This is a genomic window from Micromonospora sp. NPDC005252, assembly GCF_042872475.1.
In the GTDB taxonomy this organism is placed as follows: domain Bacteria; phylum Actinomycetota; class Actinomycetes; order Mycobacteriales; family Micromonosporaceae; genus Micromonospora.
Window position 1 is genome coordinate 326,968 of record NZ_JBIAKN010000007.1, and the last position, 22,470, is coordinate 349,437.

Below are 22,470 nucleotides of genomic sequence, written 5' to 3' on the forward strand. Positions count from 1 at the left end.
CTCACAACTCCTCGGTGGGTGCGGACATCACCGGGTGCACCTCGATCGGCATGTTCAGCGGCCGGCCACCGGGGCCGGGCGCGGTGGAGATGTACGCGGCCACCTCCACCGCCCGCTGCGGGCTGTCGCAGTCGACGATCCAGAAGCCGGCGAGGAACTCCTTCGTCTCGGCGAACGGCCCCTCCGTGACCACCGGCGTCCCGCCCTCGCCGGCACGCACGATCCGCGCCTGCTGCGGGCCACCGAGGCCCTGCGCGTCGACCCACTCCCCGGCGGCGGTCAGCTTCTCGTTGACCTCGCCCATGAACGCGATGTGGGCCCGGACCTCGTCCGGGGTCCAGGTGTCGATGCTCGGGAAGTCGGTCCCGGTGGCGCTGAACTGCATCAGCAGCATGTACTTCATGGTTCGCCCCTCACGTCCGCGCACCGTGGTCGGTGCTCTCACCCTGAGGTAGAAGCACGCGTCACCGTTCTCGACACTCCGGCGGAAGAAATTTCTAGCTGGCCTCGTCGACCTCCAGCACCAGGCTCTGCTCCGGGTGCAACGCGGGCAGCTGCACACCCACCCGGGCCAGCGCCGCTCCGCTGAGCGTGACACCGGAGGCCAGCCACGGTGGCGCGGCCCGCTCGATGGTCGCCGGGGGCGGTACGTCCGCCACCGCTCGTACGCGGTAACGCCGTGTCGGATCGAGGCCGGGCAGACGTACCGCGCCCGGAACCTGCGCCACCGAGGTGGCGAGCCGGGCCACCGCGTACACCGCTCGGGTCTTGTCACCCGCGACCACGCCGTGCGCCCAGACGGCCGGGTCCGGGTGGTCGACGCGGACCACCCGGCCGGCGTGCAGCAGCGGACGCAGCCGCTTGTGCAACGCCACCCAGGCGGCCAACTCGGCCTGTTCGGCAGGGCTGATCGAGGCGATGTCCCACTCGATCCCGTGGTGGCCGAACAGCGCGGTGGCCGCCCGGAAGCCCAGGTCGTGCACGCGGTTGGTGGTGTGCGAGCGTTCCGGGCCGATGTGCGTGCCGATCAGCTCCGGAGGCAGCAGCAGACCGGTCCAGCGTTGGATGCTGAGCCGTTCCAGGGCGTCGTTGCAGTCGCTGGCCCAGACCCGGTCGGTGCGGGCCAGGATGGCCAGGTCCACCCGGGCGCCGCCGGACGAGCAGCTCTCGATCTCGACGCCGGGATGCCGGCGGCGCAGCTCGTCGAGGAGGCGGTAGACCGCGAGGGTCTGCCCGTGCACCCCGGGCCGGCCGTGGTGCCCGGCCTCGGTGAGGTCCCGGTTGTGGTCCCACTTGAGGTAGCTGATGCCGGGGTGGTCGCGCAGCAGCGCGTCGAGGCGTTCCAGCACGTGGTCGTACGCCTCCGGGCGGCCCAGGTCGAGCACCTGCTGGTTGCGCCAGGCCGGCGGCAGCCGCCCCGGCACGGCCAGCAGCCAGTCCGGGTGCGCGCGGAACAGGTCGGAGTCGGGATTGACCATCTCCGGCTCCACCCACAGGCCGAACTGAAGGCCCTGGCCGGTCACGTGGTCGATGAGCGGTTGCAGGCCATCGGGCCAGACGCCCTCGTCGACGTACCAGTCGCCGAGCCCGGCGGTGTCGTCGCGCCGGCCGCGGAACCAGCCGTCGTCGAGCACGAACCGTTCCACGCCGAGGTGCGCGGCCCGGTCGGCGAGGGCCCGCAGCCGGTCCAGGTCGTGGTCGAAGTAGACCGCCTCCCAGACGTTGAGGGTCACCGGGCGGGGGGAGCGCGGGTGTCCGGGCCGGGCCCGCAGATGCGAATGGAGTACGTCGCTGAGCCCGTCCAGCCCGACGTCGGACCAGACGGCGTAGAGCAGTGGAGTGTCGTACTCCTCGCCGGGGGCGAGCCGGATCTCGCCGGGCGCCAGCAGTTCGCCGCCGCCGAGAGTGGACTCGCCGGTGGGGTGCCGCTCGGCGACGGTGACGTGGTCGCCGCTCCACGCGGTGTGCACCGCCCAGACCTCGCCGTGGCCGAAGCCGAACCCGGCGGCGCCGGCGACCAGCAACAGCGTGGCATCGTGCCCGGTGCGCCCGTGCCGGCCCTCGCGGACCCACGCGCCGTGCTGCCAGGGATGCCGCTGTGGCGAGCGTTCCCGACACCAGCGGCCGGTCAGGTCGAGCAGTTCGGTGGCGACCGCCGGCACCGGCAGCACCGGCGTCAGCCCGTGCACCTCGTACGCGCCGTCGCCGTCGTTGCGCAGGCGATGGCGAATGGTCAGCAGGCCGTACCGGTCCAGCGTGATCTCGACGGTCAGGCCGAGCCCGGCGACCCGGTCCGACGCCCGCACGGTGACCCGCGCCGGAGCGTCGGAGGGCTGGTCGACGTCGAGACCGTCGAGCCGGAACGCGGTGGACCAGTCCTGCCCGTCACGATGCCCGACCAGTCCCGGCCGACCGCTCCAGCCGGCGCTCGCCTCCGGCAGCAGGGACAGCGCGGGCGGCTCGTCGAAGCTGCTCGGCACCACGGGTGGCACTGTCGCGTCGGTGAGCTGGCGCAGGGCGTCGTCGTCGAGGTCGCCGACGTCGCCGCCCCAGTGCACGACGCGGGGCAGCCCCGGGCCGCGCGCGTCGAGCACCAGGTGAGTCCGCGCGCGGCGCAGGTGCAGGATCGTCATCCTTTGGAGGCTCCCAAGGTCAGGCCCCGGACGAAGTGCCGCTGGAGCATAAAGAAGATCACCAGGGTGGGGATCGCGACGAGCACGCTGCCCGCCGAGACCAGGTTGTTGTCGGTGAAGAACTCGCCGCGCAGGTTGTTGAGCGAGCTGGTCACCGGGAACTTGTCGCCGGTGCGCATGAGGACGGTGGCCCAGAAGAACTCGTTGTAGATCCAGGTCACCTCCAGGGTGGCGAGCGCTGCCAGGGCCGGCCGGCACAGCGGCATGGTGACCTGCCAGTACTGCCGCCAGACGCTGGCCCCGTCGACCATCGCCGCCTCGTACAGGTCGCGGGGCAGCGCCTTCATGTAGTTGCTGAGCACGAAGACGCAGAACCCGCACTGGAAGGCCACGTTGATCAGGATCAGGCCCCAGTAGCTGTCGTAGAGCAGTTCGGAGTCGCTCATGAACTCCGGCAGCGGCACCTCGGTGAACAGCCGGAACAGCGGGATGAGCAATGCCTGCTGGGGCAGCAGGTTGGCGGCGGTGAACACCCCGAGCAGGACGAGGTTGATCTTCCAGTTGAACCGGGCGATGACGAACGCCACGCAGGAGGCGAGGAAGAGCGTCAGCAGCACCGCAGGCACGGTGATGTAGACCGAGTTGAGAAAGTGTTTGCCGAACTCCGCTGTCCGCCACGCGGTGACGTAGTTGTCGAAGGTCCAGCCGCCGAACGAGACGTAGCCGTTGGCGGCCGTGTAATCGTAGGAGCGCAGCGAGGTCAGCACCGCCCAGGCGATCGGGAAGAGCCAGGCCAGCGAGACGACGATGAGGAAGCCGTGCAGCAGCAGCCGCGCCGGGGTCAGCTTGCGGCGGCGGACCGGGGTGTCGGTGCCACCCTCGGTACGCCGGGTCACGGTCGCGGTGCTCATTCCCGGTCCTCCCTCATCACGGTCGCCAGGTAGATGGTGATGAAGACCAGCGAGACGACCAGCATGATCGTCGCCAGCGCGGAGCCGAAGCCGATCCGGCTCGCCTCACCCACCACGTTCTGGGTGACCAGCGCCGAGATCAGCTCCAGACCGTTGCGTCCCTTGTTGACGACCCAGACCAGGTCGAACGCGCGCAGCGACTCGATCACCGTCACCACCAGCACGATGATGTTGATCGGCCGCAGCACCGGGAACACCACCCGGAAGAACGTCCGGCTCTCCGACGCGCCGTCGACCGCCGCGGCCTCCCGCAGCGACGGGTCGACGCCCTTCAGGCCGGCGAGATAGAGCAGCATGATGTAGCCGACGTGCCGCCAACCGGAGGCGACCATGACCGCCCAGATGTTGACGTTCGAGTCGCCGTACCAGTCGACGTTGCTGCCGAAGACGGCGTTGATGAGACCCTGGTCGCGGGAGTAGAGCAGCTGCCAGACGAAGCCGATCAGTGCCAGCGAGAGCACCACCGGCAGGTACAGCGCCGTCTGGTAGAAGCGGCTGCCGCGCAGCTCCTTGTCGAGCAGCACGGCCAGGAACATGCCGAACGGGGTGGCGACCACGAACAGCACGGCCAGCCAGAGCAGGTTGTGCTGGATCGCCGGCACGAACGGCGGGTAGATGTTCACGACGTCGCTGTAGTTGCGAGCGCCGACGAAGTCGATCTCGTTCAGTGGGCCGATGCCGTCCCAGTCGGTGCTGGAGAGCACCACGGTCGCCAGCGCCGGCAGCCAGACGAAGGCGGTGACGAGCAGCAGCGGGACGAGCACCATCAGCGTGATGACCACGCGGTCGGTGCGGGACAGGAGCCGTAGCCGCCGGCGACGACCACCCGTTGAGGTGGTCGCGGCCGGCGGCGGCACGGCGCGATCCGCTTGGATCAGGGGCAGGTCGGACACGATGTCCTCCCCCTTCCGCCGTCAGTCAGTGAAGATCGACTTCTTCTGGTTCTCGATGGACGACGTGAGACCGTCGATGTCCTTGGGGTTCTTGATGAACTGCTGGATCGCCGGGATCATCACCGTGGAGGCGAAGTCCGGCCGGGTGTCCCGGTCGAGGAACTGCGCGATCTCGGTGGCCGACCCGACCAGCTCGGCGGCCTTCTTCTGCAGCGCGGTGTAGCCGCTGACGTCGGCGCCGGTGTTGGCGACCAGGGTGGTCGGGTCGCTCTTGACCGTGATGTCCGCGGCGGTCTTGCCGCCGAAGTACTCCATCAGCTTGCGGGCGTTGTCCTCGTTCTTGGGCTTGCGGGCCATCATGTAGCCGTCGATCGGGGCGTCCAGGGCCTTCGCGCCGATGGACGGGTCGATCTCGGGGAACGTGAAGAAGTCGAGGTCGCTCTGTTCGTCGTTGCTGAACTGCTGACCGACGAAGAGACCGAGCAGGTACATCCCGCTCTTCTTCTGCTGCAGCGACTGCGCCGCCTCCTGCCAGGTGCGGCCGAGGCTGTCCGGCTGGTGCAGGGGGAGCAGGCCGGCCCAGGTGTCGAAGACCTTCTTGACCTTGTCGGAGGTCCAGGCCTCCTTGCCGGCCATCAGGTCGACGTGGAACTGGTAGCCGTTGATCCGCAGGTTGAGGATGTCGAAGGTGCCCATCGCCGGCCAGCCGTCCTTGTCGGCGAAGGCGACGGGGATGAGGCCGTCCTTCTTCATCTGCGCGCCGAGCGCGGTGAACTGGTCCAGTGTGGTGGGCACCTGGTAGCCGTGCTGCTGCCAGACCGACTTGCGGTAGAAGACGGCCCACGGGTAGTACGACGCCGGGACGAAGTACTGCTTGCCGTCGTCGCCGGTGGACGCCTTCTTGAAGGCGTCCGAGTAGCCGGAGAGCTTGCCCCACACGTCGCTGATGTCGCTGGCCAGGCCCTTCTGGGCAAAGAAGCGCATCCGGTAGCCGGCGAACCAGGTGAAGACGTCGTCCGGCTTGCCCTGGAGGTAGTTGTTGATGTTCTCCTGGAACGTGTTGTGGTCGACCGTGTTCACTGCGACCTGGACGCCGGAGGCGGTCTTGAACCCGTCGGCGACCTTCGCGAGGACGTCCTTGGGCTTCGGGTCGGACTGGTTGGATCCGAGCGACACGTCCTTGCTGGACCCGCCGGAGCCGGAGTCGTCGCCGCAGCCGGCGAGCAGACCGGTGCCGAGCAGCGCGCCCGTGCCGGCCGCGCCGGCCAGCAGCGACCGTCGGTTGATGCCGGCGACGGAGGGCGGTACGAGCCGAGCCAGGTACTCGGCTTGGGATCGGGGACGGGACATCTGTGCCTCCTGCGGATGAAGAGGTGCTACGCCCAAGGGCCGTCAGGGGTGGTGAAGAGCGCGTCCGGCCTTGTGGATACGATCGTGATCCACCGAGAATCCACATTGGCGAACACGATCGGCCAGTTGGGGCCTCAAGCTACCCCTCCATAGGCCGCTGTCAAGAGGGCTGTTCGCCTCTGATAACCCAGTCGTGATACGGCTGTTACGTGGTAAACGTTGGAAACAAAGTCGATGTTGGAACCTGTTGACTTCGGTACGGCGGCGGGTGCACCCTCAGCTGTCATGCGGCGATGGCAGGGGAACGGCATCTATTTCGGCGGCGACTACAACCCCGAGCAGTGGCCCGAGCAGACCTGGTCGGAGGACGTCGAGCTGATGCGCCGGGCCGGGGTCAACCTGGTCTCCGTCGGCATCTTCTCCTGGGCTCTGCTGGAGCCCGCCCCGGGCCGGTTCGAGTTCGGCTGGCTGGACCGGGTCCTGGATCTGCTGCACGACGGCGGCATCCAGGTCGACCTGGCCACCGCCACCGCCAGCCCGCCACCCTGGCTGGCCCGCGCGCACCCGGAGACGCTGCCCCGCCGGGCCGACGGCGCGATCCTCTGGCCGGGCGGCCGGCAGGCGTACTGCCCCAGTTCCCCGGTGTTCCGCGAGCGCTCCCTGGAGCTGGTGCGGGCGGTCGCCGGCCGGTACGCCGAGCATCCCGCCGTGGTCATGTGGCACGTCTCGAACGAGCTGGGCTGCCACAACGTGCACTGCTACTGCGACGTCAGCGCCGAGGCGTTCCGGGGCTGGCTGCGGGACCGCTACGGCGACCTGGACCGGCTCAACGACGCCTGGGGCACGGCCTTCTGGAGCCAGCGCTACGGCGACTGGGCCGAGATCAACCCGCCGCGCACCGCGCCGACCTTCGCCAACCCCACGCAGCAACTCGACTTCCTGCGCTTCTCCTCCGACGAGCAGCGCGCCCAACTGCGCGCCGAACGCGAGGTGCTGAAGACGCTGGTCCGCCAGCCGGTCACCACCAACTTCATGATCGGCATGGGCGTCAAGCACATGGACTACCACTCCTGGGCCCCCGATGTGGACCTGGTGTCCAACGACCACTACCTGACCGCCGCCAACCCGCAGGCGCACCTCGGGCTGGCGTTCGCCGCCGACCACACCCGGGGCGTCGCCGGCGGTGACCCGTGGCTGCTCATGGAGCACTCCACCAGCGCGGTCAACTGGCAGCCGCGCAACGTGGCCAAGCTGCCCGGGCAGCTGCGCCGCAACAGCCTGGCGCACGTCGCCCGCGGCGCCGACGGGGTGCTGTTCTTCCAGTGGCGGGCCTCGCGGGCCGGCGCGGAGAAGTTCCACTCCGCGCTGGTGCCGCACGCCGGCCCGGACACCAAGGTGTTTCGCGAGGTCTGCCAGCTCGGCGCGGACCTCAAGGCGCTGGCCGAGATCCGCGGCAGCCGGGTGGACGCCGACGTGGCGATCCTGTTCGACTGGGAGGCCTGGTGGGCGGTCGAGCTGGATTCGCACCCCAGCGCCGACGTCACCTACGCGGACCGGATCAACGCCCTCTACGGCGCGCTGTGGCGGGCCGGCGTGACCGCCGACATCGTCCACCCGTCGGCCGACCTCAGCGGTTACCGTCTGGTCCTGGTGCCCACCCTCTACCTGGTCCGCGACGCCGACGCCGAGGCGTTGCGCCGGTTCGTCGAGGCCGGCGGCACGGCGGCGGTCACCTACTTCAGCGGCATCGTGGACCCCAACGACCACATCCGGCTGGGCGGCTACCCGGGCGCGTTCCGGGACCTGCTGGGCGTACGGACCGAGGAGTTCTTCCCGCTGCGCGAGGGCGAGCGGGTCCGGCTCGACGACGGCAGCACCGCCGACGTGTGGACCGAATGGCTGCACGCCGACGACGCCGAGGTGCTGGCGTCGTACACCGACGGGCCCCTGCCGGGCGTGCCTGCGCTGACCCGGCGGCCGGTCGGCGCGGGCGCCGCCTGGTACGTCGGCACCCGGCTGGACGAACCGGCCACCGACCGGCTCGTCGCCCGGCTGCTCGACGAGGCCGGCGTCCGCCCGGCGGCGCAGGCGCCGACCGGGGTGGAGGTGGTACGACGACGCGACGGCGAGCGGACCTGGCTGTTCGCGATCAACCACACCGAGACCGAGGTACGCGTCGCGGCGCGCGGCACCGAGCTGTTGACCGGGACGCGGTGTGCGGGTGAGCTGACAGTGCCGGCCGGCGAGGTGGCCGTGGTCCGCGAGGACCGGGCCGACGAGTCGGCCTGACCCGGCGACCAGCGCGGCGCGAAGGAGGTTCCCTGAGATGCTGGCCCAGCAGCGGCAGACCGCCATCCTCGATCTGATCCGCCAGCGTGGCGGCGTGCGGGTGAGCCACCTGGTCAGCCGGTTCGGCGTGTCCGACATGACGATCCGGCGCGACCTGGAGGTGTTGGCCGAGCGCGGCCTGGTGGACAAGGTCCACGGCGGCGCGACCCTCGCCGGGCCGGGCTCGGCCGAGGAGCCCGGGTTCGCCGCGAAGTCGATCCGCCAGCAGACGGAGAAGCGGGCCATCGCCGAGCGGGCGGCGACGATGGTGGAGCCGGGGATGGCCATCGCGCTGTCCGCCGGGACGACCACCGCCGCGCTGGCCACCCTGCTCTCCGATGTGCACGGGCTGACCGTGGTGACCAACTCGATCCCGGTGGCCGACGCGCTCTACCAGAACCCGCGCGCCGACCAGACGGTCGTGTTGACCGGTGGCATCCGTACCCCGTCGGACGCGCTGACCGGTCCGGTGGCCGAGGCCGCGATCAGCGCGCTCAACGTCGACCTGCTGTTCCTGGGTGTGCACGGGCTCAGCCCGCGTACCGGCTTCACCACGCCGAACCTGCTGGAGGCCGGCGTCAACCGGTGTCTGATCGGCGCGGCCCGCCGGCTCGTGGTGCTCGCCGACCACACCAAGTGGGAGACGATCGGCATCGCCACCATCGCCCCGCTGGAGGCGGCCGACGTGCTGATCACCGACCGAGGGCTGCCAGCGGACGCCCGCACCACGATTGGCGAACAGGTAGGCGAACTGGTCGTCGTGGAGACCGGTTAGGACTCGTCTAATGATCGTTCAGCATGAACAGGAGCGTGTGATGCTGCACGTCCAGGAACACCACCCGCCAGCGTGTCGACGGTAGCGCATCGTTGTAGGTCTGACTGTGCAGCCACTGTGGCTTGGTCGGGAGGAACGGTGCGAGGTCCGGTCGCACGTCCGTAGGCGTGTGTGAGTGGATCAGCTCGGCCGGGTCGATGGATGTGAACGAAACGAACTCGAACCGCTCGGCCAACCGGTGTGCGTCCTCGGGACGCAGGATGATGACGCCCTGGTATTCCCAGTCCGTCGGGCCCGGCATCCGCGAACACGGATTGCCCAACGCGCGCGCTTGCCAGTGAATCTCCGAATAGTCGCCGATAAACGGAAGCTCATCCGGCGGCTCCCAGCGGCTGACCCGGACCTTCGCCTCGTCGAGCTGCCGCTGCTCCTGGCATCCACGCGTCTCGTCAACCGCTGCCGTGTCGCACCCGACCACCGCCAGCAACGCGACCGCCGCAGCGAGCACGGCGGCGTGTGCCCGTCTCCCCATTGTCATCGTCCACGAGGATAGATGTGGGTCAGGGATCATCGACAGGAGAGCAGGGTCCGTCGTGGTCGGCCGGCCGCGCACATCGCCGGCGATCGGGCATGATCCGGTCACAGAAGACCCAGTGTCGTACGTGCTGCGCGTCCTCGGCCGACACGGTGATGCCGCCGATGTCGATCTGTGACGTCGCGGTCAGCGACCGGGCGAGAGCACGGGCCAATTCCAGTGCGCCGGCCAGGTCGACAACCGCCACCGGCAGGTGAATCACGTGCCGGGGCGGCGGTTCGGGCGGCTCGGTGAACGCCAGCACGGCGGCCCGAGGCAGCGGTACGAAGATCCGGTCCGGCGGAATCACCTTCGCTGCCCCTCGGACCAGGCACCCTGCCGGGCCCGCAGCGCCCGCTTGACCCGCGCGTTCTCCTCGCTGAGCAGCGCCAGATCGTGGTGCAGCGCGGTCAGGTCGAGCGCGACGCGGTGCAGGAACCGCCGCACCTCCCGGGGGTCGAGGCCCCTTCGGCCGAAGCCGACGGTGGCGAACTGGTGGTCGCGCACGTGCCGCGGATGCAGCCGTCCGCCGTCGTGGTGCGTGCCTCTGGTCATCGTTCACCTCTGGTCATCGGTCACCTCTGTCGTCGTCGGTCGATGGTGGGTCGGGGTCGCGAGAGCGCCCTTCTTCGTGGTAGGTATTCGTGCAAGTCGGTTCGGAGCCGGGATTCGTACCTCCCGACGCTCTAGTTGAGACCCGACGAGAGCCGGTATGCGACTGCCACTCGCGAGGCCGCCTCTCGTCACCTTCTCGGCTGTTGGCACAGCTGCGGTTGCCGTGTTTGCACCGGGCTTCCCCCCGGGGGCCGGCGATCACCCTCACCCGCGGGCCACGTTTCCAGTGGCCCCGGCATTGGTGCAACGACACCAACGAAGTTCGTCATGAGGGACGTCAGAGAGGGGACCCATGCCCGTCAGGCGTGAATCGTTCGTCCAGACATTGCGTGCCCAGTGGCTCGGCCAGCAGATGCGACAGTTGCGGGAACAGCGCGGCATCACTCTCAAGCAGGCGGCCGAGTTTCTGGAGCGGGACTTTTCGTCCATCGCCCGCTGGGAGCGTGCCGAGTGGCCGTTCCGCCGAGGCGTTGTCGAATCGCTTCTCGATCTTTACGGCGAGCATGACGGGCGCGAGCGCAACCGCTTCCTCCAGCTTGCCGAAGACGCCTGGCGGACCGACCGCTGGGACGACGACTACGACGAGTTGGTGGACGCCTCGTTCATCGACTTCCCCTGGTTGGAGACCAGAGCCGAGCACATTTGCTCGTGGGATGCCTTCCTCATGCCGGGGCTCATGCAGACGGCGGCCTACGCGGAAGCGGTGATCCGTAACGCCGAGGGAGAGCAGGCATCGGATTTCTCGGTCCGCAAGTGGCTGCAATTAAGGGTCGACCGCCAGCGTGTGCTCACGCGCGATCCCGCCGTCCGTGTAGCGGCGGTCATCGACGAAAGCGTTCTTCGTCGACCAGTCGGGAGTCCGGCCGTGATGCGCGGCCAACTACAACACCTCGCCGAGCTGATGCGACGGCAGAACATCGACGTCCGCGTGTTGCCATCGCGGGTCGGCCTGCACGCCGGGCTGGACGGCTCATTCGTTCTCTTCCGGATGCCGAAGCCGTATCCCGAGGTGGCCTATGCGGAGACTCTGGGTGGGCGCCGGTTCATGGAATCTCCGAAGTCGAGACGGTACGCGCTTGCGTACCATCGCCTGCAGGATGTCGCGCTCGATCAGCGCGAGGCGGCCGAGCTGATCGCGAAGATCACGGAGGAACTGCCATGAACGAAGCCCTGCCGGCCGTGGCCTGGCACATCAGCACTCGCAGCAACAGTAACGGCGGGAGCTGTGTCGAAGCGGGGCCTGTTCTCGACGGTTCTGGTCGGGTGGCGGTGCGGGACAGCAAGGACCGCGCGGCGGCGACCCTCGTCTACGGCGTCAGCGGCTGGACTGCCTTCGTCAACGGGGTCAAAGACGGCACGTTCGGCCGCACCGAGCCGTGATCGACTCGACATCGCCGATGTCGGGGTGTCCCGGCCGGCTGATAGCCCCATATCGGCGATGTCGAGTCGATCAAAAGTTGGTGGCGGCAGCGACTGGCCGGGGGGCACCATGTCGAGCGTGGAGGCGCACGAGGTGGCGGACCTGTTCGACCGGGCGGTGCAGCGGTTGCGGCGTACCGTCGAGGACGGCGACTCCGACGACGGGTCGGAGCTGCTCCGGCAGGCGGCTGGCGCGGGCGTGGTGGCCTTCCAGCTGGCTGTCGGCAAACTCGCTGATCCGGACCGCGTGGTACGCGCGGCGGCGTGCGACCTGCTCGGCTACGCGAGCGCTGTGCACGGGGACGACCTGCGTGCGGCCGCCGCGACGGCCCTGATCTCGCTGGCCAGCACCGAAGTCGATCCCGAGGTGCACTGGTCGATTGCTCGCGCCCTGGGCGCGACCTGCGATCCCCGCGCCCTGCCGACCCTTGTCACCCTCGCGGGCAGTCCCGACAGCGACGTACGGTTCCAGGTCGCTGTCGCGGTGCCGGCGGTCCTCGACGATCCTCCGGCCGAAGCCGGCGAGGCGGTGCTGATCGACCTGTCCACCGATTCCGATGCCGCCGTGCGGGAGTGGGCCACCTTCGGGCTCGGCTGGGTGAGCACCGCCGACGGGAACGCCGTCCGCCGGGCGCTGTGGGACCGTACCCGCGACGTCGACCCGGAGGTACGCGCGGAAGGTGCCCGAGGGCTGGCCCGGCGGCGGGACGCACGGGCACTTCCACTGGTACGCGAGATGCTCTCCCACGACGAGGTCCACAGGTTCACCATCCGGGCCGCCGCGTACCTGGCAGATCCGTCACTGCTGCCGCTGCTGGACGGCTTCGATCCCGACGCGGACCACGTCGCCGAGGCCCTGCGCGAATGCGATCCGCTGCGTCGTGACCGGCGGAACGACCTGGCATGGCGGCTACTGCTCGCGGTGCACCGGCGTCGGCCCGACTGGGAGGTCACCGTCGCCGGCGAGCGGTGCAACCTCGACCTTGATCTCGATGTCACCGATGGCGCCGACCGCTCGGGTCACTGGTGTGTCGACGGGCTGCTCCGCCGGGCCGGCGACGATCCCGAGCGCGCAGCCGACCTGGCGATCGGGGATCTGACCCCCGGCATGATCCGCGCGCGACGCTGATCGACACCAGGTCGCCGGTGTGGCGCGCTCACAGCCATCTCACAGGGGTACTGGATAGGGTGCGCGGTGAGTCAACGTCCGACTCCATGGTGGAGCGGTCGGCTGTCGCACAGGAGTTTCGATGGTCTTCAAGAAGATGTTGAGCGCGTTCGGTGTGGGCGGTCCCAGTGTGGACACCGTGCTGACCAACCCCAACACCCGGCCCGGCCTGACCCTCGACGGGCAGGTCAACCTCGTCGGCGGTGACAGCCCGGCGGCCATCGAGCAGGTGGTGATCGGTCTGGTCACCCGGGTCGAAGTCGAGGGCCACGACACGGAGTACGCGGGCACCATGGAGTTTCACCGGATGGCCGTCAGTGGCGCGTTCCAGCTCGCGCCCAAGCAGGAGTTGTCGATCCCGTTCCAGCTTCCGGTGCCGTGGGAGACCCCGATCACCGACGTGTACGGCCAGCGCCTGCACGGCATGACGATGGGCCTGCGGACGGAGCTGTCGGTGGCCCGCGCGGTCGACAAAACCGACCTGGACCACGTGGCGGTGCACCCGTTGCCGGTGCACGAGCGGATCCTGGAGGCGTTCCAGCGCCTCGGTTTCCGGTTCAAGCACGCCGACCTGGAGCGCGGTCACATCCGCGGCGTGCAGCAGACGCTGCCGTTCTACCAGGAGATCGAGTTCTTCGCCTCCCCGCAGTACGCGGGCACCATCAACGAGGTCGAGCTGACCTTCGTGACGAGTCAGCGTGGTGTCGAGGTGATCCTGGAGTGTGACAAGCGGGGCGGCTTCCTCAGCGCCGGGCACGACGCGTTCGGCCGCTACCAGGTGTCGCACGCCGACGTCGACCGCGTCGACTGGGCGCAGGTCGTCGACGGTTGGCTGCGCGAGACGACGTCCCGCTACGGCAGCCTGCGCTCCCAGTACGGCCACGGCCACGGTCATGGCCGCGGGCACGGCGGTATGGGCGGCGTGGGCGGCATGGTGGCCGGCGCGGCGCTCGGCGTCGCCGGCGGCATGATCGCCGGCGAGATGATCGAGGACGCCTTCGAGGGCGACTTCGGCGACTTCGGCGGCGACGAGTAACGCCTCCACAGACGACGGTGGCCTCCGGGAGAACTCTCCCGGAGGCCACCGTGCGCTGTGCTGTCACCCGGTCAGTGCCGGGCCTTGCGCTCCTCGCTGCTGCGCCAGTTGCTGCCGGCCTTGGCCAGGCCGCGGCTACCGAGGTAGCCCAACGTCAGCAGGGTGATCAGGAACCAGGCGTTGTCGGCCCGGAAGATGTCCACTCCGGCCGAGTTCCGCCCGACGACCTGCGACGCGCCCAGTACGGCGGCCACCGCGATCAGGTAGATCCAGAACTCGGTGGTCTTGAAGGCCTGCTTGGTCTCCGTACCGGGTGCCTGCATGTCGTTGCGACGCCCGTCGTGCATGACCGGCATCTGCTGCGTCTCCCGCATCGCTGCGGGATTCTGCGGGTCGTTCATCGGCCGGTTCATCGGCCGGGTGGAAGCAGCCTGCGTGCTCATCTGGTCCTCCTCAGGATGCGATGAGTCGTACCTGCATTCCCTCGCCCCGCTACCGCGTGTCGGCCACGGCACGGTTCGCTTGCACGGCGGGGACGCCCCCCGACTACCCGAGGCCGCCGACCAGGTAACACTCCTCGGCTCGAAAAAGAATCGACGACGGCTGGCCACGCAGTGGTCGGCGCGGTCGTCGGACGGGTCTCACCGTTGGGGCACATCGGGGCGGATGTCCGTTTCCCGCTCGGCACCTGAGCACTGCGGGTTTGGTCGACGGGTGGCCGGGCACGCAGTCAGTTCCACAGCTTCTGCGAGGTGATGGACGTGCGTGAGGACGACATGCGGCAGGAGGCCGCCCGCCAGGCCGAGAACCGGATCGCCGGCGGCGTGTACGGCGAGGGCGCCCTCGACGAGGTCACAGTGCCCCCCACCGATATCGAGAGCCAGATCCAGCGAGACGACCCGCTCGACCCGGCGCACGAGCGGGTCGACCCGCAGGTGCTGCGCGACGGTGGCCCGGTCGGCGGGCAGGGCGCGGTGACCACCACCGGTGGCACCGCCGGCCCGGCGAGCGTGCGGCGGGTCGCCCGCCAGCCGGAGCGGCACCCCGGCAAGGTGGCCCCGACGACGACCGGGGACGCCACCACCGGCGGGTTGAGCACCCCGATGGGGGGCAGCACCAGCGACCAGTCCACGTCCGCCACCGGGCCGGGCAAGTCCATCCGGGACCGCTCGACCGACTGACCGACGGTGAGCCCGCCCCCGCCGACCGGCCGGCCGGTCAGCGGGGGCGCGGCGGTCGGTCAGCGGCAGGGGCGCAGGACGCCCAGGCGCTGGGTGGCCCGGGTGAGCGCGACGTACAGGTCGCTGCGCCCGCGCGGCGACTCCGCCACCATCCGGTCCGGGTCGACCACCAGCACCGAGTCGAACTCCAGGCCCTTGGCCTGCGCGACCGTCAGCACGACCACCCGGCTCTCCAACTCCGGGTGCTCGCCCACCGTGGCCTCCGGCAGCGCGGCGGTCAACGCCGCGCCGAGCGCGTCCACCCGGCTGGCCGGCACGATGACGCCGAGCCGGCCCTCGGTCAGCCCGGCGGCCTCGCGCGTCGCCGCCGACACCAGCTCTGCGGGCAGTTGCTCGTCGGGCACCGCCCGGTCCCACGGTGGAAGGCCGCTCTCGCGCACCGAGCGCGGCGGTCGCAGCGCCGGGTCGATCTCGGCCAGTACGTCGGCGGCGACCGCCATGATCTCGGCCGGCGTGCGGTAGCTGACCGTCAGCTCGGTCAGCCGCCAGCGCTGCGCCACGTAGGGGGCGAGGGCATCGGCCCAGGACGGCGTCCCGGCGAGCGCGCCGGTCTGTGCCACGTCCCCGACGATCGTCATCGACCGGCTCGGGCAGCGGCGCATCAGCAGCCGCCACGCCATTGGCGACAACTCCTGCGCCTCGTCCACGATCACGTGCCCGAACGCCCAGGTCCGGTCGGCGGCGGCGCGCTGCGCGGTGGTCAGCCGGTCGGCCTCCTCCTGCCGCTCCAGCAGCCGGTCGGCGTCGATGAGGTCGGTCACGCCGAGGATCTCACCGCCCTCGGCCTCGTCCTCGACGTCGATCGAGCGGGAACCCCGAGCGATCTCCAGGACGCCCTCGGCGTACTCCCGTTCCATCATCCGGATGCGGTCCCGGCGGGCGGCGGCGGCCCGCTCGTCCTCACCGAGCAGCTCGGCGGCCTCGTCCAGCAGCGGCACGTCGGCGGGCGTCCACCCGCCCGGCTCGCGATGCAGCCGGGCCCGCTCGTCCTCGGTGAGCATCGGTGCGGCGGCGGCGATCCGGTCCGGGTCCGCGTACAAGTCGGCGAGCAGGCGCTGCGGGGTGAGCACCGGCCACAGCCGGTCGAGGGCGGCCTGGATCTCCGTCTCCTCGCGCAGCTCGCGACGGATCTCGGCGCGGTCGGCCTCGTCGAGCAGGTTGTCCCCGCCCAGCGGGTCGGCGCCGATGCGCTCCGCCACCTGGTCGGCGAGCGCGTGCACGATCTCCACGTCGAACAGCGCCCGTGCCAGGTTGTGCGGCCGGTCGGTGCGGCGCACCCGGTCCCGGGCGGCGCGCACCGTCTCCGGGTCGAGGGTCAGCACCTCCCGCTCCACCTCGATCTCCAGCGGCTCGTCCGGCACCCACTGCCGGTCCCGGACGGCCAGCGCCAGCACCTCGGCGAGCACCGCCCGGCCCTTGAGCGCCGCGGTCTCGGCCGGCTCGACGCGCTGGGCGCTCACCCCGGGAAACAGATCACCCTGGGTACGCAGCAGCACGCCCGTCTCGGCCAGAGTGGGCAACACCTGGGAGATGTAGCGCAGGAACGTCGCGTTCGGGCCGACCAGCAGCACACCCCGGCTGGACAGCTCCCGCCGGTGTGTGTAGAGCAGGTACGCCGCCCGGTGCAGCGCGACCGCCGTCTTGCCGGTGCCGGGGCCGCCCTGGACCACCATGACGCCGGGCAGATCGGCGCGGATGATCCCGTCCTGCTCGGCCTGGATGGTCTCCACGATGTCGCGCATCCGGCCGGTCCGGCCGGCGTTGAGGGCGGCGAGCAGCGACGCCTCGCCGGTCAGCTCCTCGTGCCCGCCCGGCGAGGCGCTGTCGATGTCGAGCACCTCGTCGTTGAGCCCGGTCACCTTGCGCTGGCGGGTGCGCAGGTGCCGCCGCCGGCGTACGCCCTGCGGGTTGGCGGCGGTGGCGAGGTAGAACGGACGCGCGGCGGGGGCCCGCCAGTCCATCAGCAGCGGGTCGTAGTCGCCACTGGTGTCGAAGATCCCGATTCGGCCGATGTAGCGGCGGGAGTCGTGGTCGCCGTCGAGCCGCCCGAAGCAGAGACCATTCTCCACGGCGGAGAACTGCTCGACCTGGTCGGCGTACATCGCCACGGAGCTGTCGCGCTGGGAGCGGTCCTGGAGGGTGCCGCCGGTGTTGCGCAGCTCGGCGGTGAGCCGGTGGGTGGCCTGCTCACGCAACCCGTCCAGCCGGTCGTAGAGCATCGAGACGTACTCCTGCTCGCGGCCGATCTCGTCGTCGAGCGGCAATTCACCGGTACCGCCGGAGTGCCTTGACAAGCCGTCTCCCTTAAGATTAGAATCCTTTGCAGGAACGGCTTTTATGCCGTTCTTTTTCGTGCCCTCGAATTGTTGAAGATAGCGCGGTCCGCCCGCTGTCACCAAGCCGACCGGGCTGATTCGAGTCACACAACCACGGACGCCGGGCCGACCATCTGGTCGACCCGGCGTGAGCGCTTCGGGAAATCAGCCGCGGGCCACCTGGTAGAGCCGCTCGGGGGTGACCGCTCCGGCGAGCACCCGACCGTCGTCGGTGAGCAGCACGCTGAACAGCTTCCCGGTGAGCAGTCGGCCGCTGCCCCAGTCCCCACTGACCGCGGGCAGCCCGCCGAGCAGCTTCGACACGTCCGCGTCCGGCGCCGCGCCGGCCGCCTTGCCGGCGGCCGCCTTGCCCGGGGTCCCGTCCAGGCGCGCGACCAGGACGGTGGCCCAGCCGTCGCCCACGGCACGCACCTGCGGGTCTCCGCCCGGTGCGGCCTGCGCGGGCCGGCCCGCGGACGGCCGCTCGGCGGTCTCCTCGGTGACGGCTACCCCGGGTGGCGGGTTGAAGGCGAACTGGTCGGCGTCGGGACGCCGGTAGTCGACCTGGGTGAAGGCCATCTCGAACGCCGGCTGGTCGCTGCCCTTGGCGAGCACCTCGAAGCGCAGCGGCACGTGCTGCGTGGCGTCGATGGCGATCCGCAGCTGGTGCACCAGCGAGTCGCGGTCGCGCGGCTGGAGCACCAACTCGTAGGCGTCCCGACCGGCGACGGTGGCCGAGCGGCCGACGCTGACCTCGGTGCTCGGATCGATCGCGCCCAACGCCAGGTCGGCGGCCTCCTGCGGGGTGGCGGGGAGACTCGGCGTCGCCGCGGGACCCGGCTTTCCGGTCGTGCCCCCGTCGCCCAGCGTGCGATGGCGTGCGGTGTTGCCCCGGCTCTCCCAGGTCCACACGTCCCGGCCGTTGCGGATCACGTCCTGCTCGCCGAGGGTGTCCATCAGCGCGACGCGCTGCCGCTCCGGCCCGGAATACCACACCCGCAGGGTGTGCGTGCCGGTCAGCAGGGTGGTCAGGTCGTTGCCGGGAATCAGCCCGACCAGCGGCGGCAGACCGAGGTCGGCACGCTGGACGACCGTCCCGGACAACCCCTCCAGCCGGGAGGTCTGAAGATCCACCAGGAGTTGGGCGGCGGTACGCGGCGGCAGGCTCGGCTCCGCCTCGGCGGCGAACGTGCCGATCGCGGCCCCTCCGCCGATGACGGCGACGCCAGCGGCCGCCGGGACCAACCAGCGCAGGACGGGGCGGCTTCTCAGGATCGACATGGTGCACCTCCTGCCAGACATCCTGCCCGGTCGGCGCTGTGAAGGCGCTGAGGACGCCGAACCTCCGACTGTGACCCGGGTGGCACCCTTGGACCGTGCGGTTGTTGGTGGTGGAGGACGAGGCCCGGCTGGCGGCTGCCCTGCAACGCGGCCTGCAGGCGGAGGGGTTCGCGGTCGACGTGGCGGCGACCGGCCCCGCCGGCCTGGACGCGGCCCGGCACGGCGGGTACGACGCGATGATCCTTGACGTGATGCTGCCCGGGCTGTCCGGCTACGAGCTGGTCCGCCGGCTGCGCGCCGAGCAGCACTGGCTGCCGGTCCTGATGCTCTCGGCCAAGGACGGCGAGTACGACCAGGCCGACGGCCTGGACTGCGGGGCCGACGACTACCTGACCAAGCCCTTCTCGTACGTGGTGCTGCTGGCCCGCCTGCGGGCCCTGCTGCGTCGGGGAGCGCCGGAACGCCCCACCGTGCTGACGGTCGGTGACCTGCGGCTGGATCCGGCCCGCCGACGGGTGACCCGTGCCGACGCCGAGGTGACGTTGACCGCGCGGGAGTTCGCGTTGCTCGATTATCTGATGCGTCGCCCCGGCCAGGTGATTTCCAAGATCGAGCTGCTGGACCACGTGTGGGACGCCAGCCTGGAGACGGCGCCCAACGCGGTCGAGGTGTACGTCGGCTATCTGCGCCGCAAGCTCGGCCGGGACCGGCTGGAGACCGTCCGGGGCGCCGGCTACCGGCTGGCGACGTGACACCGGCCGACCCGGTGGACGATCGTTGGGTCCGCCGGTTGCCCGGGTGGGGTCTGCGCGGGTTGGGCCTGCGCGGGCGGCTCACGGCGCTCGGCGTGGTCGGTCTCACCCTCGGGCTGGCCCTCGGCGGGGCGGTGCTGCTGGGCGCGCTCGGTTTCGTGCTCCAGCGCACCGTGGACACCGAGGCGTTCCGGACCGCCGACGCGGTCGCCCTGCTCGCCGCCGAGGACGCGCTGCCCGACCCGCTGCCGGTGGCCGGCGGCCAGGTCCGGGTCCAGGTGATCGACGCGCAGGGTCGGATCCGGGCCGCCTCGATCGACGCGGACCGGCTGGTCCCGATGGTCCGCCCCGAGCGGTTGGACACCGGTCGCCGTCAGCGTCTGGTGGTGCCGGCGGAGCGAGCGGGGCTCGCCGGCCCGGTTCGGGTGGTCGCCGTACCCGCCGGCACGGCAGCGGATCCGCTCACCGTCCTGGTCGCCCGGTCGATGGCAGACGTCCGGCACAGCACGCACGTGGTACGCGCCATCCTGCTGGTGGCGTTCCCGCTGCTGGTGGCGATCCTGGCCGGGGTGGCGTGGCGGGTGATCGGTGCGACGTTGCGTCCGGTGGAGGCGCTGCGCCGGGGCGCCGAGGAGATCACCGGCCGCGCGGGCGGCGGCCGCCTGCCGGTGCCCGCCTCCGCCGACGAGATCCACCGGCTGGCGGTCACCCTCAACGGGATGCTGGACCGGTTGGAGTCGGCCCGGACCCGGCAGCGCGCCTTCGTCTCCGACGCGGCCCACGAGCTGCGCAGCCCGCTCACCAACATTCGCACCGAGCTGGAGGTGGCCCAGCGGCTCGCCGACCGCACGGACTGGACGGCGGTGACCGTCAACCTGCTCGCCGACACGGAGCGGCTGAGTCGGCTGGTCGACGACCTGCTGCTGCTGGCCCGCCTGGACGAGATGCCACCGGCCCGGGGGACCGGCCCGGTCGACCTGGGCGCGCTGGTGACCGAGGTCGCCGCCCGGTACCCGTCGCCGCCGGTGCTCCTCGTGCCGCCGCCGGGCCCGCTGTGGACGGCCGGAAACGCGGCCGAGCTGCGGCGGGTGCTGTCGAACCTCGTCGACAACGCGGTCCGGCACGCGCGAGGCAGCGTGGTCCTCACCGTCGAGCCGCACGACGATGCCGCGTACCACCTGGTGACGGTGACCGACGACGGCCCGGGGATCCCGGCGGCCGACCGGCGACGGGTCTTCGACCGTTTCACCAGGTTGGACGACGGTCGGGGCCGTGACGACGGCGGCGCCGGCCTGGGCCTCGCCATCGTGTGGGAGCTGGTCCGCCGCGCGGGCGGCACCATCACCCTGACCGACGCCGACGGCACGCAGGGGCTGCGGGTGCGTCTGCTGCTCCCGAGGACGCCGACCGGCGACGGGCAGCAAGCGGCGGTCGACACACCATGACGACGGTGGTCAGCCGGTCGGGATGTCAGCGGCGGCGGGTGCAGACCTGGTTGGCGCTCGCGACGGTGTCGGTGGACCAGACGACGGCCACGGTGAAGCAGTAGTCGTTGGCGCGGTTCAGCGCGTAGACGATGTAGCTGTCGGTGCCGGCGGGCAGCGTGGCGATCGCCGTCTTCTCCTGCCCGGCCCGGCCGGCCGACACGACCACCGGCCCCTCGCCGCCGGCCGGGTACGTCCAGCGCAGAGCGATGTTGTCCCGGTTGTCGCGCAGGCTCACCGCGCCGGGCGGGGTGCCGGGTGCGGCGGCCGGCGTTGCCGTGCCGGTGGCGGCCGGCGCACCCGTGCCGGTCGGGCCGGCGCTGGGGGAGCCGTTGTCCGGCCCGGCTTTCGGGTCGTCCCCGTCGCCGACCCGCGCCACCCCGGCGATCACCGCCGCCGTGCCCAGCAGCACCACGACGACGCCGGCCACCAGCACCGGCACCAGGGGGTTGCGCGGCGACGCCTTTGCCCGGTGCACGGGCACCGGCAGCAGCCGGGACGGCGTGTACGGCTCCAGCGGCGCGTACGGCTGCGCCGGCTGGTCCGGCTGGGTCGACGCGCCGGGGCGGTGCAGCCGGTAGACGCCGGACGTCTCCTCGGTGCCGGCGGTGAACCCGGCCACCGATGGGGGCACCGGCGGGACGATGGAGTGCGGGGCGGGCTCGTCCGTCGGGTCCGGCGGCCAGCGGAAGCCCGGCGACCCGTCCGGCTCGTCGGCCGGCACCCGGGGGTTCGGCACCGAGCCGACACCGTGCCCGGCCCTGCCCTCGTCGTCGCGGTCGGCCGGACCGGTCACCCCCGGGTCCACCTGGCGCGGCGGGGGCGCGGGTGGGTGGTAGGCGGACTCGACCGGCCGGTCGTTGTGCGGCGCGGTACGCGCGGCCGGCACCACCGGGGCGTCCCGGTCGGCGGGCGCGTCGTCGGCGCAGACATGGTCGGGGTTGGCCGCTGCCCGGGCGAGAGCCGCCACCTGCAGCGCCAGCGGGTCGTCGGCGGCCAGGTGCTGCCGGCACAGCTCGCGGGCCAGCGCCAGGTTGTCGTGCGCCTCGGCGAACTGCCCACAGTCGCGCTGCATGGCGCCGAGCCGGGCCAGCATCTTGATCCCGCTGGGGTGACCGTCGCCGTACACCTCACGGTGTAGCTCCCAGGCGTCCTGGAGGCGGTCGCGGGCCACCGTGCACTGGCCCCGGGCGTACTCGACGGTGGCCAGGTCGGCGTGTGCGGCAAGCACCCGCAGCGACTCGGGCCCGTCCTGCGCGGTCAGCTCGATGATGACTTCCTGGTACAGCCGGGCGGCCCGGGAGTGGCTGCCCACCCGGTGCAGCACGGCGGCCAGGGTGGCTGCGGCGGCGACGGTGCGGGGGTCGGAGCGGCCGTGCAACCGGGTGGTGGCCGCGTACGCGAAGGCTGCCCAGCCGCGCGCGGAGTGCGGCTCGCCGAGGGCGACGAGCACCCGCGCCTGGAGGCTGGCCGCCTCGGCCAGCTCGGGTGTGGCGTTGGCCGGGCGGGGGTCGGCGTCGGTGAGCGCGTCGGAGAGCAGCCGTTGCGCACCGGCCACGTCGCCAGTGGACACGAGGTGGTGCGCCTGGTCAGTCAACTCGTCGAAGCCGGAGGACACGCCCCATCGTGCTCATC

21 protein-coding genes are annotated in these 22,470 nt (G+C 71.2%); 9 read left to right on the forward strand and 12 right to left on the reverse strand.

The annotated features are described in order from the left end of the window. Position 1 precedes the first annotated feature (1 nt). The 5 genes from ACFYPH_RS21765 to ACFYPH_RS21785 all read right to left on the reverse strand — a co-directional run bounded on the left by ACFYPH_RS21765 (position 2) and on the right by ACFYPH_RS21785 (position 5,847). Positions 2-403 carry a YciI family protein gene (locus ACFYPH_RS21765; protein WP_355063832.1) on the reverse strand — a complete coding sequence of 134 codons (402 nt, stop codon included), beginning with the start codon at positions 401-403 and terminating at the stop codon, positions 2-4. A 94-nt stretch (positions 404-497) separates the two neighbouring features. Continuing rightward, on the reverse strand, positions 498-2,633 hold the full coding sequence (locus ACFYPH_RS21770) for an alpha-galactosidase (RefSeq protein WP_387184155.1): 2,136 nt from the start codon (positions 2,631-2,633) through the stop codon (positions 498-500). Beyond that, complete coding sequence (locus tag ACFYPH_RS21775; RefSeq protein WP_354855412.1) at positions 2,630-3,544, reverse strand: carbohydrate ABC transporter permease; 915 nt, start codon at positions 3,542-3,544, stop codon at positions 2,630-2,632. Before ACFYPH_RS21775 ends, ACFYPH_RS21770 begins: the two co-directional genes overlap by 4 nt. After that, positions 3,541-4,497 (reverse strand): carbohydrate ABC transporter permease, encoded by a 957-nt coding sequence (locus tag ACFYPH_RS21780; protein ID WP_387184158.1) that lies wholly within the window; start codon positions 4,495-4,497, stop codon positions 3,541-3,543. Before ACFYPH_RS21780 ends, ACFYPH_RS21775 begins: the two co-directional genes overlap by 4 nt. A 21-nt stretch (positions 4,498-4,518) precedes the next feature. After that, positions 4,519-5,847 carry an ABC transporter substrate-binding protein gene (locus ACFYPH_RS21785; protein ID WP_354855410.1) on the reverse strand — a complete coding sequence of 443 codons (1,329 nt, stop codon included), beginning with the start codon at positions 5,845-5,847 and terminating at the stop codon, positions 4,519-4,521. 285 nt (positions 5,848-6,132) lie between these two features. On the opposite strand from ACFYPH_RS21785, the gene ACFYPH_RS21790 reads away from it, so the two are divergent. Together ACFYPH_RS21790 and ACFYPH_RS21795 are read left to right on the forward strand one after the other, a co-directional pair. Further along, a complete protein-coding gene (locus ACFYPH_RS21790) occupies positions 6,133-8,136 on the forward strand; it encodes a beta-galactosidase (protein WP_387184161.1) in 2,004 nt (667 codons plus the stop codon). 37 nt (positions 8,137-8,173) lie between these two features. Continuing rightward, positions 8,174-8,950 (forward strand): DeoR/GlpR family DNA-binding transcription regulator, encoded by a 777-nt coding sequence (locus ACFYPH_RS21795; RefSeq protein ID WP_354855408.1) that lies wholly within the window; start codon positions 8,174-8,176, stop codon positions 8,948-8,950. A gap of 7 nt (positions 8,951-8,957) precedes the next feature. On the opposite strand, the gene ACFYPH_RS21800 is transcribed toward ACFYPH_RS21795, so the two are convergent. From ACFYPH_RS21800 to ACFYPH_RS21810, 3 genes are all read right to left on the reverse strand, one after another. Continuing rightward, complete coding sequence (locus ACFYPH_RS21800; protein ID WP_355139294.1) at positions 8,958-9,488, reverse strand: hypothetical protein; 531 nt, start codon at positions 9,486-9,488, stop codon at positions 8,958-8,960. 22 nt (positions 9,489-9,510) lie between these two features. Next, positions 9,511-9,747, reverse strand: a complete 237-nt coding sequence (locus ACFYPH_RS21805) for a hypothetical protein (RefSeq protein ID WP_354855455.1) — start codon at positions 9,745-9,747, stop codon at positions 9,511-9,513. An 83-nt stretch (positions 9,748-9,830) separates the two neighbouring features. Then, complete coding sequence (locus ACFYPH_RS21810; protein WP_354855406.1) at positions 9,831-10,079, reverse strand: DivIVA domain-containing protein; 249 nt, start codon at positions 10,077-10,079, stop codon at positions 9,831-9,833. A 352-nt stretch (positions 10,080-10,431) separates the two neighbouring features. On the opposite strand from ACFYPH_RS21810, the gene ACFYPH_RS21815 reads away from it, so the two are divergent. The 4 genes from ACFYPH_RS21815 to ACFYPH_RS21830 all read left to right on the forward strand — a co-directional run bounded on the left by ACFYPH_RS21815 (position 10,432) and on the right by ACFYPH_RS21830 (position 13,762). Next, a complete protein-coding gene (locus tag ACFYPH_RS21815) occupies positions 10,432-11,301 on the forward strand; it encodes a helix-turn-helix transcriptional regulator (protein ID WP_363938390.1) in 870 nt (289 codons plus the stop codon). Then, complete coding sequence (locus tag ACFYPH_RS21820; protein WP_354855404.1) at positions 11,298-11,519, forward strand: DUF397 domain-containing protein; 222 nt, start codon at positions 11,298-11,300, stop codon at positions 11,517-11,519. Before ACFYPH_RS21815 ends, ACFYPH_RS21820 begins: the two co-directional genes overlap by 4 nt. A gap of 118 nt (positions 11,520-11,637) precedes the next feature. Beyond that, entirely contained in the window at positions 11,638-12,687 is a 1,050-nt protein-coding gene (locus ACFYPH_RS21825) for a HEAT repeat domain-containing protein (RefSeq protein WP_387184166.1), read from the forward strand. 121 nt (positions 12,688-12,808) lie between these two features. Then, on the forward strand, positions 12,809-13,762 hold the full coding sequence (locus tag ACFYPH_RS21830; RefSeq protein ID WP_355139302.1) for a sporulation protein: 954 nt from the start codon (positions 12,809-12,811) through the stop codon (positions 13,760-13,762). 71 nt (positions 13,763-13,833) lie between these two features. Here ACFYPH_RS21830 and ACFYPH_RS21835 read toward each other — a convergent pair whose 3' ends face one another. Further along, a complete protein-coding gene (locus ACFYPH_RS21835) occupies positions 13,834-14,205 on the reverse strand; it encodes a hypothetical protein (RefSeq protein ID WP_354855401.1) in 372 nt (123 codons plus the stop codon). A gap of 318 nt (positions 14,206-14,523) precedes the next feature. Here ACFYPH_RS21835 and ACFYPH_RS21840 point away from each other — a divergent pair, with 318 nt between their 5' ends. Continuing rightward, positions 14,524-14,943: a hypothetical protein gene (locus ACFYPH_RS21840; RefSeq protein WP_355063822.1), complete on the forward strand. Its 420-nt coding sequence runs from the start codon at positions 14,524-14,526 to the stop codon at positions 14,941-14,943. A 59-nt stretch (positions 14,944-15,002) separates the two neighbouring features. Here ACFYPH_RS21840 and ACFYPH_RS21845 read toward each other — a convergent pair whose 3' ends face one another. Next, on the reverse strand, positions 15,003-17,222 hold the full coding sequence (locus tag ACFYPH_RS21845) for a HelD family protein (protein ID WP_387184241.1): 2,220 nt from the start codon (positions 17,220-17,222) through the stop codon (positions 15,003-15,005). A 261-nt stretch (positions 17,223-17,483) separates the two neighbouring features. Continuing rightward, positions 17,484-18,599 carry an outer membrane lipoprotein carrier protein LolA gene (locus ACFYPH_RS21850; protein WP_387184170.1) on the reverse strand — a complete coding sequence of 372 codons (1,116 nt, stop codon included), beginning with the start codon at positions 18,597-18,599 and terminating at the stop codon, positions 17,484-17,486. Positions 18,600-18,694: 95 nt separating this feature from the next. Here ACFYPH_RS21850 and ACFYPH_RS21855 point away from each other — a divergent pair, with 95 nt between their 5' ends. Then, the gene (locus ACFYPH_RS21855) at positions 18,695-19,351 is read left to right on the forward strand and encodes a response regulator transcription factor (RefSeq protein ID WP_234581645.1); all 657 of its coding nucleotides are present in this window, start codon (positions 18,695-18,697) and stop codon (positions 19,349-19,351) included. A 53-nt stretch (positions 19,352-19,404) separates the two neighbouring features. Beyond that, entirely contained in the window at positions 19,405-20,796 is a 1,392-nt protein-coding gene (locus tag ACFYPH_RS21860; RefSeq protein WP_355064036.1) for an ATP-binding protein, read from the forward strand. Between the two features lie 25 nt (positions 20,797-20,821). On the opposite strand, the gene ACFYPH_RS21865 is transcribed toward ACFYPH_RS21860, so the two are convergent. Next, a complete protein-coding gene (locus tag ACFYPH_RS21865) occupies positions 20,822-22,453 on the reverse strand; it encodes a tetratricopeptide repeat protein (RefSeq protein ID WP_387184173.1) in 1,632 nt (543 codons plus the stop codon). Positions 22,454-22,470: the final 17 nt, after the last annotated feature.